The organism is Bradyrhizobium lablabi (assembly GCF_018131005.1).
GTDB lineage: Bacteria > Pseudomonadota > Alphaproteobacteria > Rhizobiales > Xanthobacteraceae > Bradyrhizobium > Bradyrhizobium lablabi_D.
In genome coordinates this window covers 212,437-225,343 of the sequence record NZ_JAFCJK010000002.1, presented here as the reverse complement: position 1 = coordinate 225,343, position 12,907 = coordinate 212,437, and the positions used below count along the sequence as shown (strand labels likewise).

Genomic DNA, 12,907 nt, shown 5'->3' with positions numbered 1-12,907 from the left:
TTTCCCTCACCTGAGGGAAACGCGGCCGGCAAGGAACGCCATTCGTGCCTGTGCGTTGCAAAGCATACAGCGCACAGAAAGGCCCCCATGAAACTCAACGCGGCAATGCTCATGGCTGCGCTGGTGCTGTCGGGAACGGTGTTGGCGCAGAGCTCTGGCCCGTCCGCCGGCGGCCCCGCTGAAGGACAGGGCGCCAACATGACCACGACGGGCCAGGCGCTGAACAGCAACAGGAAGACCGGCGACAGTAGCCCGCCGATCGAGAGGGCGGCCCGTCCGGCCAAACCGGATGCAGGATCGGATGGCGCCACCGTTGGGGCGACCCGCCCGCAAAAGCCCAAGCGCGAGGAGCACTATCCCTAAATCATGACGCATGATGCGGTTATGCCGAATTACATCATGATCGTATCTCTTTAGTTTGAGCACGATCTCGGACCAAACATTACGCGTTTGTCGCGAGGAAAAGCCGCTATACACTTTTCCGGATCGCGCCCCGGGCCTGGGAAGGTCGAGTTCGGCGACTGGCTGACCGTCTGCAAATGAAGCAAAACGAAGCCGGCGCAGTCGTTTTGACTGCGCCGGCTTAATGCGTTCAGATCGTTTTCGTCAGTAGACGAGGCCGGTCCCCGGCGGCTTCTCGAGCGCAGCGGCGAGCGAGCGGTATTCGCCGCTATTGGTGCCGGCGAGTTGGGCGATACGGTTCAGGTGATATTGCGCCTGGTCGCGATTGCCCTGTTCGACCTGCCAGAGGCCGTAATATTGCCAGGTGCGCACGTGGGCGGGATCTGCCTTCAGCGCGCGCTCATACCAGATCTGCGAGACCTTGTAGTCGCCGAGTTTGCGATAGGAGTATCCGATGAGGTTTGCGACGTCGGCGCGGTCATCGTGGCCGAGCGCTTTCAACTGCTCGATGGCGGCCGCATAGTCATGGCGATCGTAGATCGTGGCGTAGGCGGCGTGATAGCCGGCCAGAAACTTCTGATCGTCGATTGCAGAGCTTCTATCCTTCTTAGCCTTCTTGCCCTTGCTGCCGCTGTCGGAGGCCGGCGGCGAGGGATTGTCGCCGCCCGCGGCGTAAGCCGAGATGACGGGCCCGGCAGTGATCGCCATCGACAGCGCCGCCAAGGTCAAAAGCCGTGTCGTCTTTTTGCTCATTCTTCGTCGCTCCTGATCGTTTCTGATCGTGCTCGGCAACCCTACACCGAAGCCTGCCGACTTGAACACCCAAGGCATCAGAACATTCCCAACCGCGCCAGCGATTCCGCGTGATTGCAGCAGCCGGGAACATGACCAGAAGGTCATCCAGATGAACGAAGTCTGTCGCCGCGCTTCAGAGCGGGTTCAGCGCGCTATCCGTAAGGTCGCCCGCATTGATCGGCAAGGCCGACCATCCGGCCGCCTTGCGATCCCGTGCAAGAGGAGACCACCATGTTGAAGACGATTTCCGCAGCGCTGCTTGCCGTGTCCGTTATCGCTGCCCCGGCATTCGCCGCGGGCTACGGCCAGACCACAACTCGCGCGCCTGTGATCAAGAGTGAGCGCGCGGCGTCGAAGCTCCTGAACGCGAATGCAAAGATGGGCCATCACCACAAGCACTATCGTCATCACCACCACACGCATATGGGCATGCTGAAGCTGAAGGGGACGCCGAAGCACGCCTCCAGGCACCTGACGCCGAAGGTTGCGGTCAAGCACGTCGCGCCCTTCAAGCGCGGCTGAATCTGATCCGCCGGACGCGGTACGATTCACATTGCCCCGCCGCGTCAGCGGATATCAGACCCGGCCCGCTTGCCATTGCTTCCCCAATGGCGGCGGGCCGGAGCGCTTCTCGCAAGACGAGAGGCGGTCTAGCTCGCGTGCAGGAAGCGCCGTCCAGAGAGATTGATAGCCGGCAGCCGCTGGTCTATGAGACCGCGGGGCCAGTGATGGGACAGCGACAATTGGGCAGATTGGCAGTGTCAGCGGCGACGGTGCTGGTGCCGATCGTGCTCGCCGGCTGCGCCAGCAGCGACGAGAGTAGCTCGCCAATTTCGTTCACCAGTGGCGCCGCGGTGCAGCCTTTTCCAAACGACTACCGCCCCGAGATTTTGGCGTTCATGCGAACCTATCTCAACAACCCCGCCGGTGTGCACGATGCCGTGATCGCCGAACCCGTGCAGCGCACGGTCGGCGGGCGGCAGCGATACGTCGTCTGCCTGCGCTACAGCCCGCGCGAATCCGACGGCAGCTATCGTCCGGCGCGCGAGCGCGGCATCCTGTTCGTCGATGGGCGCCTCGATCGCACCATCGAGAACGCCGCCGAGCCCTGCGCGGGCGTCAGCTATGCGCCATTTTCCGAGCTGGAGAAGATGTCGCGCTAAGTGATCGGACTATTAACAAGGCGCGATCACTTTTCAGGGAGCATTGAACCGGCCCTTAGCCATCCGCGACCCACATAATGGTCTTTTAACGGGCGAAAAAGCCTTCCGTGACATGGAACAAACCGGCTCTGTTGCCGCGCTGTCACAGCCTGGGAACATCACAGTTCCGGCATCACCCAATGCAACCCAATTGACGTCACGTTGTTTGGATTGATACCGGAGCGCTCGGAATGGGGATGAAGAGATGAAGAAGTTTTTGTTCGGCACTTTCGCCTTGGTTGCTTTGGCGAGTCCCGCCTTCGCGGCGGATATCCCGGCCCGAGCGTACACCAAGGCGCCTCCGCCAACAGCGCCTGCGCTGATCTACAACTGGACCGGTTTCTACCTCGGCGGTCATATCGGCGGCGCTTTCACCGACGGTACCAATCTGATGGGCAGCGACTCCCGCTTCATGGGCGGCGTGCAGGGCGGTTTCGACTATCAGTTTGCCCCTAACTGGGTGTTGGGTATCGAAGCTCAGTACAGCTGGCTGACTGGCGGTTCGAACAACGGCGTGCTGTTCCCGGCGGGTACGCTGGTGACCGGCAACACCGACCAGATTGGTTCTGTCACCGGCCGGCTTGGCTACACTTGGGGGCCAGCGTTGCTTTACGCCAAGGGCGGCTACGCCTGGCGCGACAACAACAATATTGGCGTCTCGGCCGCAGGCGTCCCGGCGGGCTTTACTACAGACGGCAATCACAAGGACGGCTACACGGTCGGCGCCGGCCTCGAATACATGTTCGCCCCGAACTGGTCGGCCAAGGCCGAATATCAGTACTACAATTTCGGCAAGACGACATTCACGTCCGGCCCGGCCGACATCGTCGGCTCAAGCTTCCGGAACGACGAGCACACAGTCAAACTGGGCGTCAACTACCGCTTCGGCTGGGGTGGCCCGGCTGCCGCCAGGTACTGATAGGAGCTTGTTCTATCGACGCGGAAGGCCGGCTTTCAGCCGGCCTTTTTGTTTGGCGCAAGGCTGACCCCTCAGGCCTGCATCGGCGGCATTCGCGCAATGCAAAAATAATCCCTGCACTGCACGGAACTTTCACTGACGATGCGTTATTATGCAAAGGCCGGGGTTGGTGGACAAAAAAACATGCGTGCTCTTGCGTTAGGGCTGATCTTTTCTGCGGTCGCTGTGCCGTCTCTTGCCCAGACCGTACTGAAATCCGAGCCCCTGATCCTCTCCCCCTATGAGGTAGCCTTCGTGCAGGATCCATCCTGCCCGATCGGCAAGGTGCTCAAGGTGACTGGTGCGATCCGTGGTCTGCATCGACGGAAGGTGTGCGTCTCGCTTGCCTCCGAACAAGCGTCGCTGGTGACGGCCACACCGTAGGTTGCTGGCTACTGCCATTACCGCATCCGGCCAACATGGGGGCTGAGCGGACAAAATCTTCATGAATTCAACCGCGGCTGCAGGCGCGCTTCGCGCTCGGCATCAGCCTTGTTCTTGGCGGGGTCTTCGTTCGGCTCGAGTTGGCACGGCCGAATTTCGTAGTCGTTGTCCAGCACCGGACGGGGAGACTGCTTCTCCTCTTCCGAGACGGCATCAACGACCAGGCCGGACCTCCTGGCCAATTTCCAAACATCGGCTTCGGATGGGTAGGCCTTGCTCAGCTTGGCGTCCTGATAAAACAGCGCGTAGGGCATCGATCGCTCCGCGATAACCCGACAACGCGAGAGCGCCTGTGAGGTTCAGGGGAAGGGCGTGCTGCCTCGTTCACGCAGCCGTGAGAAGACCTTCAAAGCAAGCGCTTGAAAATAAGGATCATTTCGGTCCTTTTGGCTGCGCGCTCTTTGGAGTCTTTAACGAGGGGTAAATCCCGGAAAAAAGAATCTCCGGGACTCCACGGGTAGAATCGCCGGATGCTTCAGCGCATGAGAGTGATCCGCCAGACCCCTGACGACCGCGTGCAATTCACGCTGACGGTTGCGCTGCTGGCGGCATGTGCGGCCAATCTGGCATTGGTCTACGCGTGGCTTTGATCGCTCGAACAGCCGGCTCGTTTCCCATCGCCGGGAGCCATAGCAAGGCCGGCCGCCGCGGACGGCCAGCGGGATAGAGGCAGGAATTGGAGCCTTACTCGCCGGAGCGGGGCAGCTCACCATTGTCGCGCAACGTGGCTCGAACCTTCGCCATGGTGGCGTTGCTGTACGCCTCGCGCTCCCTGATGAAGCGCTCCTGATTGGCGCGGAAATTCGCAACCCGCGCCTGCACCTCGGACTGGAAGTCACCGCGGATGTCGAGCTTGGCGAATACCGGCTGCGCGCCGGTCGTCGCAGGCTCCTGGGCGCTCGCTGCGACCGCCGGACCCGGCACGATGGTGGGCGGAGCTTCTGCCACCACCGGCAATGGCGGCGGCGCGGCAGCGGGATTCTCAATCCGCGGGGCGGCGATCGGCACTTCGGCGCTGGGCCGCTTGCCCGTCACCGATTGGACGAAGGCCATCGTCTGCGCGATCAGCAGATCGCGTTCTTTCATCCACTTCATGGCGCACCTTAGCAGGTTCAGATTCCAGCAAAGCAGTTTTGCGGAATCAAGCGTTCACCATGATGATGGTTGACGAAGACATTCGTTTTGCCAACGCGGTGACAAAAGAGTGACACCGGCAGGGGCGATCCGGCGGTCCGGGAGGGACGCTTGCCGGCAATGGCTCTAGGCGACGGGCTCGAGGGCGACTCGCTCGGCGGTGCGCGCCTCGATCATGTCGGCGTAGCGGCCGTATTCTTCGGCCATTTCGAGCAGTTTTTCGCGAATCGCGGCATCGGTGACTTGGCGGGCCAGCCGTCTCGCCTGATCGGATTGGAACCGGTAATGTGCTGTGTCGGACATGTGGCACCTCACCAATATGTGTGAGGCCGCCTGCAAAGGTTCATTGAAGCGTTCGTGAATGGGTGCCCGGCACGACCGGTCCCGCGTAGGGATTGTCCTCCCGGATCTCGACCTCGAACCAGCCCATCTCCTTCAGCTCGCGCGCCTTCTTCTCGGCAGCGTCCTCGCTGTCGCGCTTCAGGACAATCCGGCTGGTGCCGTCCCGCGCTAGAATGAAATAGGTCATCGCTTGATCCACCCACCACATCCATACACGCCTTTGACCGGCATTGACAGAAGCAATCCGATATGCGGCGATCTGGTCGCCGAATCACCTCTCGCTGCGTGAAACGTGCCACAGGTTAAGGGTGAACTCGCATGGCAGAGGGTAATGGGGGACCATGAGACAGCGAGACGAATGGGCGAGGAGAGCGATCGTGGAATCGCTCTCGCGTTCAGAAGGAAGGCGCGGGGCTGGGATTCTGCCCGGCTAGCTTCGTCAGGGCCGCCTGTTCTTCCGCTAGGCGCCTCTCGATGAATTGGTGCTCGACGTCCGAAAGCAGGGTCTGGAGCAGCCGGCGATACCGTTCGATATTGTTGGAGTGTGCGCGCTGGCGAGCCTGTCTTTCGTCAATCATCGTGATCCTCTTTTGCACGACGACAATCGGGATGCGAGGCGGCACCCAAGCATGACCTCGCTGTCCTGCGCATCCTCCATTTGAAGGACAGTCCTGAGGACGATGCCCTTGTGGCAAACGGTCTGTGGCTTGGCCACGACTACCGACGCGGTTTGCCCCGCTGAGGCGGCACAGGCCTAGGTACTGGTGCCGGCTGAGGGGATTGAACCCCCGACCTTCAGTTTACAAAACTGCTGCTCTACCGCTGAGCTAAGCCGGCAAATGAATGGGATTTCGCGCGCTCGCATAGCAGACCTGCCGGGCGAGGGCCAGAACCACGCACCGTGCCTAGATCATTGTCGGTTGTAATTCAATCAGAACCGATAATAGGTCTTCTTCGGTGGTTGCCACACCCAAGCGCGCCGGCGGCGGAGGCGCTCCGATTTCGGCTTGTGTCGCTTGCAAGCCGGTGTGAAGTTCCGCGCTTCTTCCGTCGTTGCGAGAATGACATGCAGACACGCGATCTCGATTACCGCTGCGGCGAGACCAATCTCCGCGGCTACGTCGCTTTCGGAGAAGCGGGCGGAAAGCGGCCCGGCGTGCTGGTGTTTCACGAAGGGGTCGGGCTCGGCGAATTCGTAATGGAGCGCGCGCGCAGGCTTGCCGAACACGGTTATGTGGCGCTCGCAGCCGACATGTTCGGCGACCGCCGGCAGGCAACCAATCTCGAGGAGATCAGCAGGGTCCTGGGCGGCCTCCGCGCCGAGCCGGCGACTTTGCGCGCCCGCGGCCGCGCCGCGCTGGGCGCGCTCGCGGCGCTGCCTGAGGTCGATGCCAACAGATGCGTCGCGATCGGATTCTGCTTCGGCGGCTCGGTCGTGCTGGAGCTTGCGCGCGACGGCGCCGAGCTCAAGGCTGTCGTCAGCTTCCACGGCGGTCTCTCGACCAAGCTGCCGGCGGCTAAAGGCGCGGTGAAGGCGAGCGTGCTGGTCTTGACCGGTGCGGAGGATCCGCTGGCGCCGCCCGAACAGGTCGCGGCGTTCGAGGACGAGATGCGCGCGGCGATGGTCTCCGACTGGCAGGTGATCAGCTACGGCAACGCGCTGCACGGCTTCACCAATCCCGCCGCCGACGGCACGATGCTGCGCACCGCGTTCTACAATGCGCAGGCCGACCGCCGCTCCTGGGCGGCGATGCATGGCCTGTTTGACGAGGTGCTGGCCTGACAACAGCCGCGATCTGGTGTTTGATCCGATATCTTGTGGGCAGGGGATTGATGTTCGGAATTCTGGGGCTTGGTTTTCTGCTCGGCATGCAGCACGCGCTCGAGCCCGATCACATCGCGGCGGTGTCGAGCATTGCCGTCCGCCGCAGCCATGTCGGCGACATCGTCAAGCACGGCTTGACGTGGGGGCTCGGCCATACGCTGACGCTGTTCATTTTCGCAGGCGCCGCGATCCTGCTGGGACGCGCAATCCCGGCGACGGTGGCGCAACCGATCGAGACCGCTGTTGGCGTCATGCTGCTTGGTCTCGGCGCGCATGTACTGTGGCGGCTGTGGCGCGACCGCGTGCATTTCCACCAACACAGCCATGCGGACGGCACGCTGCATTTGCACGCGCACAGCCATGCCGGCGAAACGATGCCGCACGCACGCGCCGCGCATGCCCATGAGCACGGATTTCGCTGGCGCACGCTGCTGGTCGGGTTGATGCACGGCATGGCCGGCTCGGCGGCGCTTCTGGTGCTGACGGTGTCGCAGGCGCCGAGCCCGATCGTCGGATTAGGGTATGTCGCCCTGTTTGGCATGGGCTCGATGATCGGAATGGGCGCGCTGTCGAGCGTGATCGCGGTGCCGCTTGCGATTTCCGCGCGCTGGCTCACCTGGGCCAATCGGGTACTCCAGCTCGCGGTCGGCCTCGTCACCATCGCGATCGGCCTCCAGGCGATTATCGAGAATGCGTTTGCCTGAGGCGAGGCGTCGCGGCGCGCGGCGTTAACAATTCCTGATCCCGTTTCCTCGCAATTGAACGAGCGCTGATGCTTACGCGTTAGGCTTACCGGCAGTTTGGCCCGTCTCCTTAACCCTTGCGAGCACGCATTGGATTAGATTCACGGCCAACAACAGGGGCTGGGTGACATGCGCGTCGGCGTAACACTGGCGATTTTGGCTGCCACGACCTCGACGGCTCTGGCCGGTGGCGGCTTCGATATCGTCGTTCCCTACCGCCCGGGCGTACCCATCATCATCAATGGTATCGACGCCTCCTACGCCGTCATCGAGGGCGAATGGGGACTCGGCCAGAACTGGCAGGTGCAGCCAACCATCTATGGCGGCCGCTACATCTATGATGGCCGCAACGTTGATCCCACGCCTGGTGTCGGCCACTACTATCCAAGCCTGGGCCACGTGCCGGGCTATGGCCGCCTCGAAATCGAACCGCCGGCGAACCGCAGATTGCCGCGGCCGGCCGAAAGCTATCACGAGTCATGGTCAGAGCAGTCTGCGCCGCTGCCGGCGCAATCCAACGTGCCGGTCGATCCGCCGGCGGTGATCTATGCGCCCGAGTTCAACGGCGCTGGTTCTGATCCGCGTCCGCCACGTCCACCGCATCCGCCACGCCCGCGAATTCCGCGCTGAGGTGCGATGAGGTCAGAATGAATCATCATCGGACTTCAGCTCCTTGTTTGAGCATGATCTTCGCGAAAATGCTTCGCGTTTGTCGCGGAGGAAAGCCGTATCATGCGCCTTCGAGAAGCCTACGCCAACTACAACACCTACAGGAGAGAGTAATGCGTCAGTTGATGAAAGGTCTGGTCGTGGCCGTCGCCGCCATGGCGACCGCGCCCGCCATGGCGTGTGGCTTCGGCGCTTGCGCCGCACCGGGCTACTACGCCGCGCCCGTCTATTCTGCGCCGATCGTGAACTATGGCTATGTCTATTCCGGCTGCAACACCGGTTGCGGCGGCTGGGCGGTCGAGCGTCTGCCCGACCCGGTGCAGCAATACTATTATATAAATCAGGGCCCGACCTACACTGGTCCCGGCAACTGGGCACCGCGCCCGGTCTATGAGGGAACCTATCCCCGCTACGGCTATGCCACGCGTCGTGCCTACGCTCGAGGCTATTACCACGGCCACCGGGTGCTGCGCCGTTACTACTGATCCGACAATCGGCCGGGAATGGAAGCGCCTCTTCGCGTCCCTGCGAGCGGGCGTCTTGAAGGCGCCATTGCCCTACATCAACCCAAGCCGGGTCGCACCGATATAGAGCGCCAGCACGGCGGCGTTCGACACGTTGAGGCTCTTGATCTCGCCGGGCGTGTCGAGCCGTGCGACGGCGCGGCAGGTCTCGCGCGTCAACTGTCGAAGGCCCTTGCCTTCGGCGCCGAGCACCAGCGCCAGCGGCTGGTGCAATTCCACTTGGCCCAGATCCGCTGCACCCTGGCTGTCGAGCCCGACGGTCATGAAGCCGCGGTCGTTCAACTCGTTCAGCGCACGAGCCAGATTCTGCACGGTGACAAGCGGCACCAGCTCGAGCGCGCCCGAGGCCGACTTCGCCAGGACGCCGGTCGCCTCCGGACTGTGCCGCGCTGTCGTGACGATCGCCTTCACCGCAAAGGCCGCGGCCGAGCGCATGATGGCGCCGACATTGTGCGGATCGGTGATCTGGTCGAGCACCAGCACGATGCCCTCCGCCGCCAGCGCGTCGATGCCGGGTGAGGGCAGGGGATCGGCTTCTGCCAATAGGCCCTGGTGCACCGCATCGGGGCCGAGCCGCTGGTCGATCGCGTTAGGGCGGACGATCTCCGGTGTGACGCGGGTGTCGATATTCTCCTCGGCCAGCCGCCGCGCAGCGTTCTCGGTCAGATAAAGCTTCCGGATCTGGCGCGCAGGGTTCGCAAGTGCGGCCGAGACCGTGTGCCAGCCATAGAGAATCACCGGTCCGTCGGAACCGGATTCGCGCTCCCGCCAACTTGGGGAACGAACGAATTTTCGCCCTTTTTCAAAGGGCTTACCACCCTTGCTTCGGAAACTGGGTTTGCGGTCGCGGTCGCTCATGAGAGGCTTGTGTCACGCGGACGGGATAATGGCAATTTTCACGGCGTTTTCGAATGAATTGGCCACAGGTTCGAGCAAAGAAAACGGGTCAAAATCAGCAATCTAGGCGCCGAACTGATCAATCTGGAAGCGGTACTTCCGGCAACTTGCAAAAGTCGCGCAAATTGCGCGCCGGCTTGGTTGACTTTGGCCGGTCCCTTCGCCCATAAACGCGCCCGACCGCGCCCCCGGACCGGGTCGACGCGGTTATCAGCGTCATCCTCATGACCCTGTCCGCCGCCACCTTGGGGCGGTTGGTGTCTGGCGCTGTTGGACGGGGGAGTGTCCCGAGTGGCAAAGGGAGCTGACTGTAAATCAGCCGTCTTATGACTTCGTAGGTTCGAGTCCTACCTCCCCCACCAGCCTTCGCTCGCGAAGCGAGGGAAGGCTGCCACGCCGAAGCCCAAAGGGCGAAGGCGGGCTGTGGCCGCGAGCTACCGGCTAGGCAAGCCGCAATCTACCTTCTCGCTTCGGCTGGGCAAGCCTCGAGACCGCGACAGTTTTCGAGCGAAGTGGATGCCGGTCTGCGTGAAGAAAAAGCGCCAACACCGGAGTCAGTCAGAACCCGGACCCAGCTCGCCTTCGAACAGAATTCGTTCGGCCGCGCCTTCGAGGTCATCATACTGGCCGCTCTTGAGCGTCCACATGAATGAGGCGAGGCCCGCAAGTCCCAGACCGATTGCAATCGGCACGAGGAAGAAGAAGTCGATCATTTCAGCACCCCGAGCATCACGGGCTCTGCGGCCCGATGGGAATCGCGCGGCTCGCGCTGCACCCGGCCATCGAGCCGCAGCGCATTGGCGACGACCGTCACCGACGAAAGCGACATTGCGATTGCCGCGAGCAGCGGCGTCACCACGCCGAGAACGGCGAGCGGGATGGCAACGATGTTGTAGGCGATCGCCAACGCAAAATTCTGTCGGACCAGCGCGTGCGCCGCGCGCGAGATCGCAATGGCCTGAGGGACGGCCTCAAGACTGTCGCGCAGGAACACCAGGTCGGCAGCATTGCGTCCGATATCCGACGCCGAGGCCGGTGCCATCGACACGTCAGCCGCGCGCAGCGCAGGTGCGTCGTTCAATCCGTCGCCGACCATCAGCACCGTCTTGCCGGTCTGCTTCAACGCCGAGACGTGGCTCACCTTGTCCGACGGTCTGGCGTTGGACTTCCAGGTCAAACCAAGTTGCCGCGCAATGTCGCGTACGCGCTGTTCCCGGTCGCCGGACAGAATTTCCACGAGCACTCCCGATTGTCTGATCGTGGCCACGGCCTCCGGTGCGCCAGTCCGCAATGTGTCGTCGAGCCGAAAATGGGTTGCGCCGACGCCATTGATCGCAAAGCTGACCGTCGCATCGCAAATATCAGCGCTTTCGCCGTCAGAAGCGGCCCAGTCCGGACGCCCCAGGCGGTAAACGTTGCCGCCGCGCCGCGCTTCGACGCCCTTGCCCGGATACTCAGACACCCGGTCGAAGGTGATCTGCTGATGGTCGGGGCCAAGCGCGGCCACTGCTTGCGCATAGGGATGGCGCGAATGCGACGCGAGCGTAGCGGCGAGACCAAGCGTATCGGCATCGGTCGTGCCGCTCGCGGTGATCCGCGGCTGGCCGGCGGTCAGCGTGCCGGTCTTGTCGAAGATCACGACGTCGATCTTGGCAAGCCGCTCCAGCGCGCTGCCGTGCTTGATCATGATGCCCTGGTCGAACAGCCTGCGGGCGGCGACGACATGGACCATGGGAACGGCGAGACCGAGTGCACACGGGCAGGTGACAATCAGGACGGCGATCGCAATCGTGATGGCGCGGTGTGCATCGCCGGTCGCAAGCATCCAGCCGAGGAAGCTTAGAAACGCAACCGAGTGAACAAGAGGTGCGTAGAGCCGTGCGGCGCGATCGGCGATCCGGCGATAGGCCGACCGGCCGGTCTCCGCGGCCTCCATCATCCGCCGCATGTCGGCGAGGAACGAATGATCCGCCGTGGCGGTCGCGACGATCGTCAATGGTGCGGTCAGATTGAGGATGCCGGCCTGAAGCTCGGCCCCTTCGAAAGCCTGTTGTGGCGCGCTTTCGCCTGAGACCAGGGAATGGTCCAGCTCGGACGTTCCCTTGAGGACACGCGCATTGACCGGGACGCGATCGCCGGCCGCCAGCAGGATGGTCATTCCAGGCTCGATCTCGTCGACCGGCAGGTAGGCGCGGGTGCCGTCGGGCCGCAAGACGAGCGCGCCGCGGGCCGCGAACCTTGCCAGTCCGCCAACAGCCTGCCGCGCGCGTTCCCGCATGACGTGGTCCAGCGTTCGGCCGATCAGGAGAAAAAACAGGAGTGAGACCGCGGCGTCGAAATAGGCATAGGGACCGTGATGAATGGTCTCGTACAGACTCATGCCGAAGGTGAGCAGAACGCCGATCGAGATCGGGACGTCCATATTGGTTCGGCCGTATTTCAGGCTGCGCCAGGCGGAGCGTAAGAAGATGCGGCCCGAATAGAGCAGCGTCGGAAGCGCGATCAGCGCCGATATCCAGTGGAAGAGATCGCGCGTCTCGGCCTCCGCTCCCGCCCAAACCGAAACCGACAGGAGCATGATATTGCTGGAGGCGAAGCCTGCGACTGCGAGAGCGCGCAGCAACTGCGTCCGGACCTCGTCCCTCTCGCCGGCGTCCACGTCATTGACATGGGCCGGATACCCGATGGCCCGAAGTGTCGGGATCAGGGGTGGGGGGACATCGCCGCGCCAAAGCACCCTGACGCGGCGGTTCGAGAGATTGGCTCTTGCTTCCGCCACGCCCTCGAGCCTGCGAAGCGCCGTCTCGATCTGCTGCAGACATCCACCGCAACGGATGTCGGGCGCCGACAGGTCGGTCTGGCGCAGCCCATCGTGGACGGCCCGGCTGGCAAGCAGGATCTCGTCATCAGCTGGACTGGCCTGATGAAGGCAAAGCTCGGCGCCGGGGGCGCAACAGCTCATGAACCAGCTC

Annotated in this window: 18 protein-coding genes and 2 tRNA genes; 10 read left to right on the top strand and 10 right to left on the bottom strand. The window is 62.9% G+C overall.

Translation table 11 applies throughout. The features are described from left to right. Positions 1–87: 87 nt before the first annotated feature. On the top strand, positions 88–363 hold the full coding sequence (locus JQ553_RS06085) for a hypothetical protein (protein WP_212499009.1): 276 nt from the start codon (positions 88–90) through the stop codon (positions 361–363). Between the two features lie 243 nt (positions 364–606). Here JQ553_RS06085 and JQ553_RS06080 read toward each other — a convergent pair whose 3' ends face one another. Beyond that, positions 607–1,155: a lipopolysaccharide assembly protein LapB gene (locus tag JQ553_RS06080; protein ID WP_212499008.1), complete on the bottom strand. Its 549-nt coding sequence runs from the start codon at positions 1,153–1,155 to the stop codon at positions 607–609. A 273-nt stretch (positions 1,156–1,428) separates the two neighbouring features. Between JQ553_RS06080 and JQ553_RS06075 the strand changes: the two genes are divergently transcribed. The 4 genes from JQ553_RS06075 to JQ553_RS06060 all read left to right on the top strand — a co-directional run bounded on the left by JQ553_RS06075 (position 1,429) and on the right by JQ553_RS06060 (position 3,741). Continuing rightward, entirely contained in the window at positions 1,429–1,719 is a 291-nt protein-coding gene (locus JQ553_RS06075) for a His-rich protein BRANT (RefSeq protein ID WP_212499007.1), read from the top strand. A gap of 206 nt (positions 1,720–1,925) precedes the next feature. Beyond that, on the top strand, positions 1,926–2,360 hold the full coding sequence (locus JQ553_RS06070) for a hypothetical protein (protein WP_212499006.1): 435 nt from the start codon (positions 1,926–1,928) through the stop codon (positions 2,358–2,360). 244 nt (positions 2,361–2,604) lie between these two features. After that, the gene (locus JQ553_RS06065; protein WP_212499005.1) at positions 2,605–3,318 is read left to right on the top strand and encodes an outer membrane protein; all 714 of its coding nucleotides are present in this window, start codon (positions 2,605–2,607) and stop codon (positions 3,316–3,318) included. Positions 3,319–3,459: 141 nt separating this feature from the next. Continuing rightward, complete coding sequence (locus JQ553_RS06060) at positions 3,460–3,741, top strand: DUF6719 family protein (protein WP_249144005.1); 282 nt, start codon at positions 3,460–3,462, stop codon at positions 3,739–3,741. A 59-nt stretch (positions 3,742–3,800) separates the two neighbouring features. Here the strand turns inward: JQ553_RS06060 and JQ553_RS06055 are convergent, their stop codons facing one another. The 6 genes from JQ553_RS06055 to JQ553_RS06030 form a co-directional block, all read right to left on the bottom strand. Next, positions 3,801–4,055: a hypothetical protein gene (locus JQ553_RS06055; protein WP_212499004.1), complete on the bottom strand. Its 255-nt coding sequence runs from the start codon at positions 4,053–4,055 to the stop codon at positions 3,801–3,803. Between the two features lie 430 nt (positions 4,056–4,485). Further along, positions 4,486–4,896 (bottom strand): hypothetical protein, encoded by a 411-nt coding sequence (locus tag JQ553_RS06050; protein WP_212499003.1) that lies wholly within the window; start codon positions 4,894–4,896, stop codon positions 4,486–4,488. A gap of 165 nt (positions 4,897–5,061) precedes the next feature. Further along, the gene (locus JQ553_RS06045; RefSeq protein WP_212499002.1) at positions 5,062–5,238 is read right to left on the bottom strand and encodes a hypothetical protein; all 177 of its coding nucleotides are present in this window, start codon (positions 5,236–5,238) and stop codon (positions 5,062–5,064) included. Positions 5,239–5,278: 40 nt separating this feature from the next. After that, positions 5,279–5,464 (bottom strand): hypothetical protein, encoded by a 186-nt coding sequence (locus JQ553_RS06040; RefSeq protein ID WP_212499001.1) that lies wholly within the window; start codon positions 5,462–5,464, stop codon positions 5,279–5,281. Between the two features lie 208 nt (positions 5,465–5,672). Then, positions 5,673–5,855 carry a hypothetical protein gene (locus JQ553_RS06035; RefSeq protein WP_212499000.1) on the bottom strand — a complete coding sequence of 61 codons (183 nt, stop codon included), beginning with the start codon at positions 5,853–5,855 and terminating at the stop codon, positions 5,673–5,675. A 184-nt stretch (positions 5,856–6,039) separates the two neighbouring features. After that, positions 6,040–6,114 (bottom strand) — tRNA-Thr (locus JQ553_RS06030). Between the two features lie 229 nt (positions 6,115–6,343). On the opposite strand from JQ553_RS06030, the gene JQ553_RS06025 reads away from it, so the two are divergent. From JQ553_RS06025 to JQ553_RS06010, 4 genes are all read left to right on the top strand, one after another. After that, complete coding sequence (locus JQ553_RS06025) at positions 6,344–7,060, top strand: dienelactone hydrolase family protein (RefSeq protein WP_212498999.1); 717 nt, start codon at positions 6,344–6,346, stop codon at positions 7,058–7,060. A 50-nt stretch (positions 7,061–7,110) separates the two neighbouring features. Further along, on the top strand, positions 7,111–7,806 hold the full coding sequence (locus JQ553_RS06020) for an urease accessory protein (RefSeq protein WP_212498998.1): 696 nt from the start codon (positions 7,111–7,113) through the stop codon (positions 7,804–7,806). 168 nt (positions 7,807–7,974) lie between these two features. Next, positions 7,975–8,475, top strand: coding sequence for a hypothetical protein (locus JQ553_RS06015; protein WP_212498997.1), 501 nt, complete (start codon positions 7,975–7,977; stop codon positions 8,473–8,475). 152 nt (positions 8,476–8,627) lie between these two features. Beyond that, positions 8,628–8,999, top strand: coding sequence for a hypothetical protein (locus JQ553_RS06010; protein WP_212498996.1), 372 nt, complete (start codon positions 8,628–8,630; stop codon positions 8,997–8,999). A gap of 72 nt (positions 9,000–9,071) precedes the next feature. Here the strand turns inward: JQ553_RS06010 and rlmB are convergent, their stop codons facing one another. Next, complete coding sequence (rlmB, locus tag JQ553_RS06005; RefSeq protein WP_212498995.1) at positions 9,072–9,896, bottom strand: 23S rRNA (guanosine(2251)-2'-O)-methyltransferase RlmB; 825 nt, start codon at positions 9,894–9,896, stop codon at positions 9,072–9,074. Between the two features lie 315 nt (positions 9,897–10,211). Here rlmB and JQ553_RS06000 point away from each other — a divergent pair. Next, a tRNA-Tyr gene (locus tag JQ553_RS06000) sits at positions 10,212–10,297 on the top strand. Positions 10,298–10,489: 192 nt separating this feature from the next. Here the strand turns inward: JQ553_RS06000 and ccoS are convergent. Both ccoS and JQ553_RS05990 read right to left on the bottom strand, forming a co-directional pair. Continuing rightward, positions 10,490–10,648 (bottom strand): cbb3-type cytochrome oxidase assembly protein CcoS, encoded by a 159-nt coding sequence (gene ccoS / locus JQ553_RS05995; RefSeq protein ID WP_212498994.1) that lies wholly within the window; start codon positions 10,646–10,648, stop codon positions 10,490–10,492. Then, a complete protein-coding gene (locus JQ553_RS05990) occupies positions 10,645–12,897 on the bottom strand; it encodes a cation-translocating P-type ATPase (RefSeq protein WP_212498993.1) in 2,253 nt (750 codons plus the stop codon). Before JQ553_RS05990 ends, ccoS begins: the two co-directional genes overlap by 4 nt. Positions 12,898–12,907 lie beyond the last annotated feature (10 nt).

Bases quoted from the DNA above. Each gene is read 5' to 3' on its own strand.
- JQ553_RS06085 (WP_212499009.1), top strand. From the start codon at position 88: ATGAAACTCAACGCGGCAATGCTCATGGCTGCGCTGGTGCTGTCGGGA.
- JQ553_RS06080 (WP_212499008.1), bottom strand. From the start codon at position 1,155: ATGAGCAAAAAGACGACACGGCTTTTGACCTTGGCGGCGCTGTCGATG.
- JQ553_RS06075 (WP_212499007.1), top strand. From the start codon at position 1,429: ATGTTGAAGACGATTTCCGCAGCGCTGCTTGCCGTGTCCGTTATCGCT.
- JQ553_RS06070 (WP_212499006.1), top strand. From the start codon at position 1,926: ATGGGACAGCGACAATTGGGCAGATTGGCAGTGTCAGCGGCGACGGTG.
- JQ553_RS06065 (WP_212499005.1), top strand. From the start codon at position 2,605: ATGAAGAAGTTTTTGTTCGGCACTTTCGCCTTGGTTGCTTTGGCGAGT.
- JQ553_RS06060 (WP_249144005.1), top strand. From the start codon at position 3,460: ATGCGTTATTATGCAAAGGCCGGGGTTGGTGGACAAAAAAACATGCGT.
- JQ553_RS06055 (WP_212499004.1), bottom strand. From the start codon at position 4,055: ATGCCCTACGCGCTGTTTTATCAGGACGCCAAGCTGAGCAAGGCCTAC.
- JQ553_RS06050 (WP_212499003.1), bottom strand. From the start codon at position 4,896: ATGAAGTGGATGAAAGAACGCGATCTGCTGATCGCGCAGACGATGGCC.
- JQ553_RS06045 (WP_212499002.1), bottom strand. From the start codon at position 5,238: ATGTCCGACACAGCACATTACCGGTTCCAATCCGATCAGGCGAGACGG.
- JQ553_RS06040 (WP_212499001.1), bottom strand. From the start codon at position 5,464: ATGACCTATTTCATTCTAGCGCGGGACGGCACCAGCCGGATTGTCCTG.
- JQ553_RS06035 (WP_212499000.1), bottom strand. From the start codon at position 5,855: ATGATTGACGAAAGACAGGCTCGCCAGCGCGCACACTCCAACAATATC.
- JQ553_RS06025 (WP_212498999.1), top strand. From the start codon at position 6,344: ATGCAGACACGCGATCTCGATTACCGCTGCGGCGAGACCAATCTCCGC.
- JQ553_RS06020 (WP_212498998.1), top strand. From the start codon at position 7,111: ATGTTCGGAATTCTGGGGCTTGGTTTTCTGCTCGGCATGCAGCACGCG.
- JQ553_RS06015 (WP_212498997.1), top strand. From the start codon at position 7,975: ATGCGCGTCGGCGTAACACTGGCGATTTTGGCTGCCACGACCTCGACG.
- JQ553_RS06010 (WP_212498996.1), top strand. From the start codon at position 8,628: ATGCGTCAGTTGATGAAAGGTCTGGTCGTGGCCGTCGCCGCCATGGCG.
- rlmB (WP_212498995.1), bottom strand. From the start codon at position 9,896: ATGAGCGACCGCGACCGCAAACCCAGTTTCCGAAGCAAGGGTGGTAAG.
- ccoS (WP_212498994.1), bottom strand. From the start codon at position 10,648: ATGATCGACTTCTTCTTCCTCGTGCCGATTGCAATCGGTCTGGGACTT.
- JQ553_RS05990 (WP_212498993.1), bottom strand. From the start codon at position 12,897: ATGAGCTGTTGCGCCCCCGGCGCCGAGCTTTGCCTTCATCAGGCCAGT.